This is a genomic window from Streptococcus sp. CM6 (assembly GCF_000526095.1).
Taxonomy (GTDB): domain Bacteria; phylum Bacillota; class Bacilli; order Lactobacillales; family Streptococcaceae; genus Streptococcus; species Streptococcus oralis_BW.
Map to the genome: position 1 here is coordinate 115,302 of NZ_JATS01000018.1, position 12,329 is coordinate 127,630.

Consider the following 12,329-nt stretch of genomic DNA (forward strand, 5'->3'; position numbering starts at 1 on the left):
GAATTATTCTTGGATTTCAGCCAGATTTTCATCCAGCAACTTGGCTCCCAAAGTGTTCTTAAAATGACCAAGAGCAAACTGATGATTTTCTGGCCAAATAGAGGCAACTGCAGGCTTGACAATCTCGATTTGATAACCTAAATTATAGGCATCAATAGCCGTATGAAGAACGCAAATGTCAGTCAGTACACCGGTCAAAATGACTGTATCTACACGACGTTCTCGCAAGCGGATATCTAGGTCCGTACCTGAAAATGCTGAATAGTGACGCTTGTCTATCCAAAAGACGCGACTATCCGCCTCATGCTCAGCATAAAAGCCAGCTAGGGGGCCATAGAGGTTACGGCCACTAGTCCCGATGATGTTGTGTGGCGGAAAGAGCTTGCTTTCTGGGTGGAATGTATCCTTCTCTTCATGGGCATCAATGGTGAAAAAGATATAGTCCCCACGATCAAAAGCTAATCTGGTTACTCGATTAATTGCCTCTGATATGGCTTGAGCAGGTGCCCCTGCAGTCAGCTTTCCATGGTCTGCTACGAAATCCTCTGTATAGTCAATTGAGATTAAAGCCTTTGCCATTAGTAGTCCCTCTTTTTCACTTCCTCAAAAATATCAGCAATTAGAACTTTGAGATAAGTCCCCTTCATTCCGAGTGAACGGCTCTCAATAATTCCTGCTGACTCCAGTTTACGAAGCGCATTGACAATCACCGAGCGTGTAATGCCAATACGGTCTGCAATAACAGATGCAGTCAACTGTCCTTCATTTCCATCCAATTCAGCTAAAATAGCTGATACGGCACGAAGTTCTGAATAGGAAAGGGTATTAACCGCCATGGTAACAGCAGTACGACGGCGAATATTTTTCTCATCCTCTTCACGTTGGAAGTTCAAGAGTTGAATCCCTACCACCGTGCTCGCAATCTCAACAAGAATCAAATCTTCATCTTCAAATTTCTTATCATTGCGCCAAATGATCAACGAACCTAGGCGAATCCCTGATACATGAATCGGAGCAATGGTCGTCAAACCATCTGGAAAATCCGCACGGCTCTCTACAGGGAAAATTGTCAAATCATGTTCAACAGGAAGGTTGGCTTCCGTATCATAGATCATGTTTGCACCTTGAATATAATCATCTGGAAAAATCTTAGTTTGAAAAAACTGCTCTACACGATCTGTATTCGTTTTATAACGCATGAAGTAGCCTAAAAGGCGCCCCTTGCTATTCACAATACAAGCGTTACAATCAATAATATCTGCCAACTGGCGTGTAATCGCATTATAGGGAAGTTCATCTTGAAGTTGCTCCTCTGAGCGTTTCAAAATAGAAGTAATTTTTCTTGTTTTTTCTAATAAGTGTGCCATTTTTTACCTCGCATTTAATCGCTACCATTATAACATAAAGAGCGTGAATTTTCAATTATTATCTGAAAATTGCTTATTTAATTGCAATTTTGAACAGCAAAAATATTTTAGAAAAATAAGATCTTTTGTGTTGACAGCTGAATTATTTTTTGTTACTATAACATTATAAGAAGATGATATGGTAAATCCCTTTCCGTTTCACCTATCCTTTACTATCACCATCTTCTTTTACCCTTGGTCTCCTTATATATAAAAGCGATTCACAATATGAATCGCTTTTTCCTATTTGTCTCCTTTGTTACGAATAACAAAGCCTGTTTTCTTTTCACTTGAAGTGTTGTGAGGTTTCTTATTGTCTTTATTACGGTAACGTCTGTCTTTATCAAAACGATCGTTCCCGCGGTTGCCTTTCTTGAAGTCATCACGGCGACCACCACGACGGTTATCTCCTCGACGATTGTCGCGTCCACGATTACCTCCAGAACGTCCATTTCCTGACGGTTTGAACGGCAGTGGTTTTTCACGCGCAATCTCCACTTCAGGAAGACTGTCTGGATCTTGGACTGTCAGACTCAAGATATACATAGCCAATTCTTCTGGACTAAATTCTGCTGCTAACTTACGAGCATCCTTAGCAAATTTCTCAAAGTTGCCACGAATGGTTTCATCTGCAAAATCACGTTCGATTTTCTTGAGAGCTACTTGTTTCTTAGCTTGGAAGGCTTCTTCTGCACTTGCAGGTTTGAGACCTTTCATGCGTTTCTTAGTCAAGTTTTCAATAATTTGAAGGTAGCCCATTTCGTTTGGAGCTACGAAAGTAATAGACTGACCTGACTTACCAGCACGACCTGTACGACCGATACGGTGAACGTAACTTTCAGGATCTTGTGGAATATCGTAGTTGTAGACATGGGTCACACCTGAGATATCCAAACCACGCGCTGCAACGTCCGTCGCAACTAGAACATCGAGATTCCCATTTTTAAAATCACGTAGGACACGAAGACGTTTGTTTTGGTCCAAATCACCATGAATACCTTCTGCACGGAAGCCACGGATTTTAAGTCCACGAGTCAATTCATCCACACGACGTTTGGTACGACCAAATACGATAGCAAGTTCAGGCTGTTCCACATCCATGAGACGAGTCATAGTGTCAAATTTTTCTTGCTCCTTAACTCGGATATAGTACTGGTCCACCAGCTCTGTTGTCAATTCTTTGGCAGCAATCTTGACATGCTCAGGCTCTTTCATAAACTGAACACCGATACGCTTGATAGCATCTGGCATGGTTGCTGAAAAGAGTAAGGTTTGACGACTGTCAGGGACACGCGAGATAATAGCTTCGATGTCTTCAAGAAAGCCCATGTTGAGCATTTCATCTGCTTCATCAAGGATGAGGGTTTCAATATCGTGCAATTTCAAAGCCTTGCGTTTGATCAAGTCCAAGAGACGGCCTGGTGTTCCTACAACGATATGGGCACCTGATTTGAGGGCCTTGATTTGTTTTTCAATGCTGGAACCACCGTAAACTGAGCGAACTTTCACTCCCTTGCTACGGCCAAAGCGGAAGAGTTCTTCTTGGCTTTGAACAGCGAGTTCACGAGTTGGAGCGATGACCAAGGCTTGGATGGTCGCTTCTTCTGTACGGATTTTTTCAAGAGTTGGCAAGCCAAAGGCTGCAGTTTTTCCTGTACCAGTCTGTGCTTGACCGATAACGTCTTTTCCCTCAAGAGCCAAGGGGATGGTCTGCTCTTGAATAGGACTTGCTTCTACAAATCCAGCTTTTTCAATCTCTGCTAGCAATTCAGCAGACAAGTTAAATTCATTAAATTTCACGTTATTCTTCTTTCTAAAGGTGGTGCGAAGCCACCCTATAGGGCTTTAGTTCATACTTTTCTTTTCATGACGTATCTTCTACAAAAACGAGATACCGTGTTGCTTCTTTTCCACGAAAGAAAAGTACTAGTTTCTTTGCAACCTATCTAGTATAACACAAGAACGGGGTAAAAGATAGTAGAATCTTTAAGGAAAATCATGTAAACGATTTTTCTATTTTTTGAACTTGATTCCCGAAAGCTTTCGTTAGACTATTTTAGTCCAATATTTTTTCCCGTAGCAGATTTGTGCAAAAGTTTTTTTCTTGTGCTAGAATGAAATCAAACAGGAGGATTAAAAAATGTTAACATACGATTTAATTGTTATTGGATTTGGTAAGGCTGGTAAGACTTTGGCTGCTAAGATGAATGCGGCTGGAAAAAAAGTTGCTGTCATCGAGCGCAGTAAAGCGATGTATGGTGGTACTTGCATTAATATTGCTTGTATCCCAACCAAGACTATGATTGTAGCGGCTGAAAAGGGTTGGTCATTTGACGATACCATGAAAGAGCGTGGTGCGGTGACTGGTCGTCTTAACGCTAAGAATTATAAAATGTTGGCCGATAATGGCGTTGATGTCATTGATGCAGAGGCACATTTCGTGTCAAATAAGGTGATCGAGATCCAGGCTGGTGACGAAAAACAAGAAATGACTGCTGAAACAATCGTCATCAACACTGGCGCTGTTTCAAACGTCTTGCCAATTCCTGGACTTGCTACAAGTAAAAATGTCTTTGACTCAACAGGTATCCAAAACTTGGACAAATTGCCTGAAAAACTTGGAGTCCTTGGTGGTGGAAACATCGGTCTTGAATTTGCTGGACTCTACAACAAACTTGGTAGCAAAGTCACAGTCCTAGATGCCTTGGATACATTCCTTCCTCGTGCAGAACCTTCCATCGCAGCTCTTGCTAAACAATACATGGAAGAAGACGGTATTGAATTGCTTCAAAACATCCATACTACTGAAATCAAAAACGACGGTGATCAAGTCCTCGTCGTAACTGAAAAGGAAACTTACCGTTTCGATGCCCTTCTCTACGCAACTGGACGTAAACCGAATGTAGAACCACTTCAACTTGAAAATACAGATATTGAACTAACGGAGCGTGGTGCTATCAAGGTCGACAAACACTGCCAAACAAACGTTCCTGGTGTCTTTGCAGTTGGAGACGTCAATGGTGGACTTCAATTCACCTACATTTCACTTGATGACTTCCGTGTTGTCTACAGCTACCTTGCTGGAGATGGCAGCTACACACTTGAAGACCGTCTCAATGTACCAAACACCATGTTCATCACACCAGCTCTTTCTCAAGTTGGCTTGATGGAAAGCCAAGCAGCTGATTTGAAACTCCCTTACGCTGTTAAGGAAATCCCTGTTGCTACTATGCCTCGTGGTCACGTAAATGGAGACCTTCGCGGAGCCTTCAAAGCTGTTGTCAATACTGAAACAAAAGAGATTCTCGGTGCAACTATCTTCTCAGAAGGTTCTCAAGAAATCATCAACATCATCACTGTTGCTATGGACAACAAGATCCCTTACACTTACTTCACAAAACAAATCTTCACTCACCCAACCTTGGCTGAGAACTTGAATGACTTGTTTGCGATTTAAGTTGAAGTCTTATCTTATCTCACAGCCCTCTTTGGGCTGTTTTTGTTTCTGCGAAATCTCAAATCTATCTTTTCTCTCTTTTATGATATAATAGAAACATGAAATTAAAAACTACTTTGGGCCTCCTAGCTGGGCGTTCTTCTCACTTCATCTTGAGCCGTCTTGGCCGAGGAAGTACGCTCCCAGGAAAACTCGCCCTTCAATTCGATAAAGATATTTTACAAAACCTAGCTAAGAACTACGAGATTGTCGTGGTCACTGGAACCAACGGGAAAACCCTGACAACTGCCCTCACTGTCGGCATTTTAAAAGAGGTTTATGGTCGGGTTCTGACTAATCAAAGCGGTGCCAATATGATTACAGGGATTACGACAACCTTCTTGACGGCCAAATCCTCTAAAACTGGAAAAAATATTGCAGTCCTTGAAATTGACGAAGCCAGTCTTTCTCGTATCTGTGACTATATCCATCCTAGCCTTTTTGTCATCACTAATATCTTCCGTGACCAGATGGACCGCTATGGTGAGATTTACACGACTTATAAGATGATTTTGGATGCCATTCGTAAGGTGCCTACGGCTACTGTTCTCCTCAATGGTGACAGTCCACTTTTCTACAAGCCAGCTATTCCAAATCCTGTAGAGTATTTTGGTTTTGACTTGGAAAAAGGACCTGCCAAACTGGCTCACTATAATACCGAAGGGATTCTCTGCCCTGACTGTCAAGGCATCCTAAAATATGAACTCAATACTTATGCCAACTTGGGGGCCTATATCTGTGAAAATTGTGGTTGCAAACGTCCTGACTTGGACTACCGTCTGACAGAACTGGTTGAGTTGACCAACAATCGCTCTCGCTTTGTCATCGACGGACAAGAATACGGTATTCAAATCGGTGGACTCTACAATATTTACAATGCTCTTGCTGCGGTTGCCATCGCTCGTTTTCTCGGGGCTGATTCGCAACGGATTAAGCAAGGATTTGACAAGAGCCGTGCTGTCTTTGGACGCCAGGAGACCTTCCATATCGGTGACAAGGAATGCACCCTTGTCTTGATTAAAAATCCTGTTGGCGCGACCCAAGCTATCGAGATGATCAAACTAGCTCCTTATCCATTTAGCCTATCTGTCCTCCTTAATGCCAACTATGCTGATGGGATTGATACTAGCTGGATCTGGGATGCGGACTTTGAACAAATCACTGACATGGACATTCCTGAAATCAACGCTGGTGGTGTTCGTCATTCTGAAATTGCACGCCGTCTTCGAGTGACTGGCTACCCAGCTGATAAAATCACTGAGACAAGCAGTCTGGAACAAGTTCTCAAAACCATTGAGAACCAAGATTGTAAGCATGCCTATATCCTAGCAACCTATACTGCTATGCTTGAATTCCGCGAACTGCTGGCTAGTCGTCAGATTGTTAGAAAGGAGATGAACTAATGGTTTATACTTCACTTTCCTCAAAAGCTGGCAACTACCCTTATCAGCTCAACATCGCCCACCTCTATGGAAACCTCATGAATACCTACGGGGACAATGGAAACATCCTCATGCTCAAGTATGTAGCTGAAAAACTGGGGGCACATGTAACAGTTGATATCGTTTCTCTCCATGATGACTTTGACGAAAATCACTACGATATCGCCTTTTTCGGTGGTGGTCAAGACTTTGAACAAAGCATCATCGCAGGCGATCTACCTGCTAAAAAAGAAAGCATTGACAACTACATCCAAAACGACGGAGTGGTTCTAGCCATCTGTGGTGGTTTCCAACTATTGGGTCAATATTATGTTGAAGCTTCAGGGAAACGCATAGAAGGGCTAGGTGTCATGGGACATTATACTCTCAACCAAACCAACAACCGCTTTATTGGTGACATCAAAATTCACAATGAAGATTTTGATGAAACCTACTATGGCTTTGAAAATCACCAGGGACGTACCTTCCTTTCTGATGACCAAAAACCACTGGGTCAGGTTGTCTATGGAAATGGAAATAACGAAGAAAAGATTGGCGAAGGGGTTCATTATAAGAATGTCTTTGGTTCCTACTTCCACGGACCTATCCTCTCTCGTAATGCCAATCTGGCTTATCGCCTAGTCACTACTGCTCTCAAGAAAAAATACGGTCAGGACATCCAACTCCCTGCCTATGAGGACATTCTCAGCCAAGAAATCGCTGAAGAATACCGTGACGTGAAAAGCAAGGCTGACTTTTCTTAAACTAAGGAAAATTAGATAAAAGAACTCCACTATCTTGTCGGAGTTCTTTTTGCCTGTTCTTTTACCCTTCTCTCTTGCATTTTATCTCTTTTTTTGCCAAAATAGAGGGGTAGAAAGAAGGTAGCATATGTCTAAATTACAACAAATCGTAACATATCTTGAATCAGAAAAACTAGACGTCGCTGTCGTATCTGACCCCGTCACTATCAATTACCTCACTGGCTTTTACAGTGATCCTCATGAACGCCAAATGTTCCTTTTTGTCCTAGCAGATCAGGACCCCCTCCTCTTTGTCCCAGCCCTTGAAGTGGAACGTGCAAGCAGCACTGTATCTTTCCCAGTTGTGGGCTATGTGGATTCTGAAAATCCATGGCAAAAAATCAAAAATGCCTTACCACAGCACGACTTCAAACGTGTCGCTGTTGAGTTTGACAATCTCATCTTGACCAAATACCATGGTTTGAAAACAGTTTTTGAAACTGCTGAGTTTGAAAACCTCACTCCTCGCATCCAACGCATGCGCCTCATCAAATCAGCCGATGAAGTCCAAAAAATGATGGTTGCAGGTCTCTATGCTGATAAAGCTGTAAAAGTTGGTTTTGACAATATCTCTCTTGATAAAACAGAGACAGATATCATCGCCCAAATCGACTTTGCCTTAAAGCGTGAAGGCTATGAAATGAGTTTTGATACCATGGTCTTGACTGGTGATAATGCTGCAAATCCACACGGAATTCCTGGTGCAAACAAGGTCGAAAAAGACGCCCTTCTCCTCTTTGACCTGGGTGTTATGGTCAATGGCTACGCATCAGATATGACTCGTACAGTCGCTGTCGGCAAACCAGACCAATTCAAGAAAGATATTTACAACTTGACCCTTGAAGCCCAACAAGCTGCCCTTGACTTTATCAAACCGGGGGTGACTGCACATGAAGTGGACCGCGCTGCCCGTGAAGTCATCGAAAAAGCTGGTTACGGTGAGTACTTCAACCACCGTCTCGGTCACGGTATCGGTATGGATGTCCACGAATTCCCATCTATCATGGAAGGAAATGACATGGTCATCGAAGAAGGCATGTGCTTCTCTGTTGAACCTGGTATCTATATCCCTGGTAAAGTCGGCGTTCGTATCGAAGACTGTGGTGTTGTTACTAAGGATGGCTTTGACCTCTTTACAAGCACTAGCAAAGATTTGCTTTATTTTGATTAATATTCTTCGAAAATCTTCCCACAATAAAACGCATAATATCAAGGCTTTTCAACACTTGATATTATGCGTTTTTCTGATTTTTAAAACTTTTCTCCAGCCGCTTTACTTAATTTTCTTAATACTCTGACTAAGCACAAACCCTACAACCATACCCACGATATTTTGCAGGAAGTTTGGTAGGATTTCTGGTAGGGCTGCCGCCCAGCCATTCATCCAAGTTGAACCCAAGGCATAGCCCCCTACCATGACAATCGTTGCCAAGATAAGTCCTAACCACTGAGATCTCCCTTTAAATCCTGCGAAAAATCCCTGCAAGCCATGGTTGATCAAGCTAAAGAACATCCACTGAGGGTAGCCTGATAAGAGGTCAATCAAGAAACCTGCTAGACCTCCAACGACAGCCCCCTCTTTACTACCAAAGTAGAAGGCCGCAAAGAAGATACCCGCATCTAAGAGAGTTAGAATACCTGTTGGTGTCGGGATTTTTAAGAAATAACCTAGAACCACAGAAAGGGCGGTTAATAGAGATACAAGGGCGATTTTAGTTGTTTTGGTTTGCTTCATATTGTCTTACTCCATATTGATCTGCTTGTGCAATAGCACGGTAAACGAAAGCTTTCGAGCTCTCTACTGCTGGTAAAAGTTCATCCCCTTTAACCAAGTGACTGGCAATGCTTGAGGCAAAGGTACAACCTGCACCAGCATTTTGGCCTTGAATGACTGGGTTTTCTAGAACAGTGAAAGTTTGTCCATCATAAAAGACATCCACTGCCTTGTCCTGACTGAGGCGATTGCCTCCCTTGATAATGACTGCTGGCGCTCCTAAATCATGCAATTTCTGCGCTGTAGCTTTCATGTCTTCCAATGTTTTAATTTCCTGACCAGCCAATAATTCTGCTTCAGGAAGATTTGGCGTAATCACACTGACATGAGGGAAAAAACGAATCAACTCTTGGCAGAGCTCACTAACAGCCACGTCGTGCGTTTCCTTGCAGACCAAGACGGGGTCCAATACCACAGGCACTCCTGGACGTTGCTTGATAAAGTTCAAGGCTTTCTCAGCCACACTGACAGTAGGGAGAAGACCAATCTTAATCCCTGCAAACTCGACATCACGCAAGCTATCTAATTCATGTTGGAAAATAGTATCATCCGTAGGGAAGACTTCAAAGCCCTTTTCGGTCAAGGCCGTCAAACAAGTGACAGCTACAAAGCCATGCAAGCCGTTCAAGGTATAGGTAGCCAAATCAGCTGACAAACCACCTCCACTAAAAATATCATTCCCAGAAAGGGCTAAAATACGATTATTCTTCATATCGAATCTCCTTTAAATACAAACCATTCGGTGCAGCCGTTGGACCTGCAAGCTGTCTGTCTTTTTTTTCCAAGATCAAGTCAATCTGCTCAACTGGCATTCGATTATTTCCGATTTTGAGCAGTGTTCCCACCATATTGCGAATCTGCTTATACAAGAATCCATTTCCTGAAAAGGTAAAGGTCAAAAATTGGCCTGTCTCATTGACTGTTAAACTAGCTTCTGTGATGGTGCGAACCTTATCTTCTACACTGGTCCCAGACGCTGTAAAACCGGTGAAATCATGAGTTCCCTCTAGCTTTTTGATGGCCATCTGCATCCGCTCCACATCGAGAAGATAGGGAAAGTGAGTAGCGTAGTGACGACGCATAGGATTTTTAGGACGACCCCTATCCACGATAAACTCATAGGTCTTGCTATGCTTAGCGTAACGACAGTGAAAATCATCTGCCACGATCTCAATTGAAATCACATCGATATCTTCTGGAGACTGAGTATCCAGAGCAAAACGGAGTTTTTTCTCATCCATCTGATAGGGCAGGTCAAAATGAATAACCTGTCCCAGAGCATGGACCCCACTATCCGTCCTACCAGCACCGTGAACAGTGATGGCTTGTCCCTTATTGAGTCTCGTTAAGGTTTTTTCGATTTCCTCTTGAACGCTCCGTGCATGAGGTTGGCGCTGAAAACCAGCAAAGGCGTAACCGTCATAAGAAATAGTTGCTTTATATCTTGTCATAACTTCTATTTTATCAGGAAATAAAAGTGTAAACAAGTTTAAAAACCAATAATTGTCTGGGTACAAAATTCCCAAAAAGAAAAACTTAGGAAACCAATCCTAAGCTCTTTTTTGAAGTGCGTACATAACAAAGATAGAAGTGACAATCAACCAACATCCTAAAATAGTGAAGACTAACATACCGTTTTGAGTCACCAAGCCAATCGCCCCAAGAATGAAAGGTGTCGTGAAGGCTCCAAAACTACATCCTAAAACCGCAAATGAAGTTGCTTGATTGAGGAGCTTGGCTGGGATTCTTTCAGAAAGAAGCTGAAAGACAGTGGTCAAGGCCACACTGTAGGAAAAACCTGCCACAACACTTCCAACTACCATCACACCCAATGACGGAGACAAGGCAATCACAATCTGCCCCAATCCAAAGGTGATACCTGACCAAAGGAGCAACCTTTCTTTAAACAGAGAGATAAAGAAAGAAAAACTCACACCTGCCAAGATACCAATCAACTGCATGATACTTAAAACCAAGCTCGATAACTGGGCATCCCCTAGACCTCTTTCCACCATCAGACTAGGAATGCGTATGGTGATAGCTGTATTGGTGCAGACAACAACTGCTGCTTCGACAGCCAATAGAAAAATTAATCCTTTCATCTGTCCTGTCAAACGAGTCGTTTCAGCCTCTTTTTTCTTTGTTTCTTTCCCATAAGGAACAAAGAGCAGATAAAGGATCAATACTAAAAATCCCGCACTGTAGGCCAAGAAGGTCACTGTCCATCCCAAGGATAAGAGTTGACCTACCACTAGAGTCAAAATCGATGCCCCGACAACTTCTGCTGATCCACGAAGACCCAGCATCTGGATCCGTGTCTTTCCATGATAGCGTTCGCTGATGATGGAAATGGCCTTGGCATTGATCATTCCAACACCCAAGCCAAATAAAATTCGCATCGCAAAGACAAAGTTGTACTCCTGATACCAGAAGGGGGCTGTTCCACCGATAGAAAGGATGAGAAGTCCTAGACTAATCTGAAGTCGCTCAGGAAACAACCGCTCCAAAAACCCATTTAAAACCAGCATAATCATGATCCCAAAAGAAGGAAGACTGACCAGGAGCTCGATTTGTTCCTTGGGGTAGCCTTGATAGTAGTCAAACATGGCTGGCAGAGCACTTGAGATGGAAAAGGAGGTAATCAAAACGAGGGAGAGGGCCAAAATACTAGCCCGTTCTAAATATTGTTTCATGGATTTTCTTTCTGTATATTTCTCACTGTTGATCCTTTTAAAAGGAAGATGGCAAGAAAAGAAGGAGCCCGATTGAACTAGAGACTCCGTCCTAACTTTCCTAATAGGAAGACTATTTTCGCTTGATTTGCTTAATCAGATAGAAGATGAAGCCTGCAACCATATAAGCCGCAAAAATGATCAAACACCATTTGATAACCACGTCCCAACCCTTGTTCACATTTAAAAAGAAATAAGGGAAGGGATTGTCCTTGGAATTCGGAATATTGAGCTTCAAGACCAGGCCGTTAAACAAGGCAAAAATCATATAAACCAAGGGCAAGATGGTCCACAAGACTGGATCCCAGATCTTGTATTGACCCTGTTTATCAAAGAAGAGGGTGTCGGCTAAAAACCAGAGTGGAACGATATAGTGGCAAAGGAAATTTTCCACACGGTAAAAGTCTGTCGCAATCGGAGCAAGCATAAAATGGTAAATCACACAGGTAATCATGATACTCATGGTAACGCCACCCTTGAGACGAATCAAGGTCGGACTTTGCCAATTTTCACCTGAACGGCTCATCACACGGAGCAGATAACCCGTGAAAATCGTTACCAAAAGATTGGACAACACTGTGTAGTAAAGGAGCATACCAAAGCCACCGTGCTTGGTAATTTCTAAATAAACTCCTGTAAATGCCGCTAAGAACAAAAGTACACGACTATAAAAGATAAATTTATAATTCAGTTTCAT

Annotated in this window: 12 protein-coding genes; 4 read left to right on the forward strand and 8 right to left on the reverse strand. The window is 42.6% G+C overall.

Translation table 11 applies throughout. The features are described 5' to 3' along the window. Nucleotides 1-3 precede the first annotated feature (3 nt). The 3 genes from HMPREF1516_RS05135 to HMPREF1516_RS05145 form a co-directional block, all read right to left on the reverse strand. Nucleotides 4-579 carry a cysteine hydrolase family protein gene (locus HMPREF1516_RS05135; RefSeq protein ID WP_001029642.1) on the reverse strand — a complete coding sequence of 192 codons (576 nt, stop codon included), beginning with the start codon at nucleotides 577-579 and terminating at the stop codon, nucleotides 4-6. Beyond that, nucleotides 579-1,367 carry a GTP-sensing pleiotropic transcriptional regulator CodY gene (gene codY / locus HMPREF1516_RS05140; protein ID WP_033605952.1) on the reverse strand — a complete coding sequence of 263 codons (789 nt, stop codon included), beginning with the start codon at nucleotides 1,365-1,367 and terminating at the stop codon, nucleotides 579-581. Before codY ends, HMPREF1516_RS05135 begins: the two co-directional genes overlap by 1 nt. A gap of 282 nt (nucleotides 1,368-1,649) precedes the next feature. Further along, nucleotides 1,650-3,206, reverse strand: coding sequence for a DEAD/DEAH box helicase (locus HMPREF1516_RS05145; protein ID WP_000671071.1), 1,557 nt, complete (start codon nucleotides 3,204-3,206; stop codon nucleotides 1,650-1,652). Nucleotides 3,207-3,546: 340 nt separating this feature from the next. On the opposite strand from HMPREF1516_RS05145, the gene HMPREF1516_RS05150 reads away from it, so the two are divergent. The 4 genes from HMPREF1516_RS05150 to HMPREF1516_RS05165 all read left to right on the forward strand — a co-directional run bounded on the left by HMPREF1516_RS05150 (nucleotide 3,547) and on the right by HMPREF1516_RS05165 (nucleotide 8,297). Beyond that, a complete protein-coding gene (locus HMPREF1516_RS05150; RefSeq protein WP_000958902.1) occupies nucleotides 3,547-4,863 on the forward strand; it encodes an FAD-containing oxidoreductase in 1,317 nt (438 codons plus the stop codon). Nucleotides 4,864-4,961: 98 nt separating this feature from the next. Continuing rightward, entirely contained in the window at nucleotides 4,962-6,305 is a 1,344-nt protein-coding gene (murT, locus tag HMPREF1516_RS05155; protein WP_000770021.1) for a lipid II isoglutaminyl synthase subunit MurT, read from the forward strand. After that, nucleotides 6,305-7,087, forward strand: coding sequence for a lipid II isoglutaminyl synthase subunit GatD (gene gatD, locus HMPREF1516_RS05160; RefSeq protein WP_033605955.1), 783 nt, complete (start codon nucleotides 6,305-6,307; stop codon nucleotides 7,085-7,087). The genes murT and gatD overlap by 1 nt, the downstream gene beginning before the upstream one ends. A 127-nt stretch (nucleotides 7,088-7,214) precedes the next feature. Next, nucleotides 7,215-8,297: a M24 family metallopeptidase gene (locus HMPREF1516_RS05165; RefSeq protein ID WP_000040923.1), complete on the forward strand. Its 1,083-nt coding sequence runs from the start codon at nucleotides 7,215-7,217 to the stop codon at nucleotides 8,295-8,297. A gap of 102 nt (nucleotides 8,298-8,399) precedes the next feature. Here HMPREF1516_RS05165 and HMPREF1516_RS05170 read toward each other — a convergent pair whose 3' ends face one another. From HMPREF1516_RS05170 to HMPREF1516_RS05190, 5 genes are all read right to left on the reverse strand, one after another. After that, nucleotides 8,400-8,861 (reverse strand): ECF transporter S component, encoded by a 462-nt coding sequence (locus HMPREF1516_RS05170; RefSeq protein ID WP_000814965.1) that lies wholly within the window; start codon nucleotides 8,859-8,861, stop codon nucleotides 8,400-8,402. Then, the gene (locus HMPREF1516_RS05175) at nucleotides 8,839-9,612 is read right to left on the reverse strand and encodes a bifunctional hydroxymethylpyrimidine kinase/phosphomethylpyrimidine kinase (RefSeq protein ID WP_000794762.1); all 774 of its coding nucleotides are present in this window, start codon (nucleotides 9,610-9,612) and stop codon (nucleotides 8,839-8,841) included. Before HMPREF1516_RS05175 ends, HMPREF1516_RS05170 begins: the two co-directional genes overlap by 23 nt. Beyond that, nucleotides 9,602-10,351, reverse strand: a complete 750-nt coding sequence (truA, locus tag HMPREF1516_RS05180; RefSeq protein WP_033605957.1) for a tRNA pseudouridine(38-40) synthase TruA — start codon at nucleotides 10,349-10,351, stop codon at nucleotides 9,602-9,604. The genes HMPREF1516_RS05175 and truA overlap by 11 nt, the downstream gene beginning before the upstream one ends. Nucleotides 10,352-10,450: 99 nt before the next feature. Beyond that, the gene (locus HMPREF1516_RS05185; RefSeq protein WP_000816262.1) at nucleotides 10,451-11,593 is read right to left on the reverse strand and encodes an MFS transporter; all 1,143 of its coding nucleotides are present in this window, start codon (nucleotides 11,591-11,593) and stop codon (nucleotides 10,451-10,453) included. A 112-nt stretch (nucleotides 11,594-11,705) separates the two neighbouring features. After that, nucleotides 11,706-12,329 (reverse strand): Pr6Pr family membrane protein, encoded by a 624-nt coding sequence (locus HMPREF1516_RS05190; RefSeq protein ID WP_033605959.1) that lies wholly within the window; start codon nucleotides 12,327-12,329, stop codon nucleotides 11,706-11,708.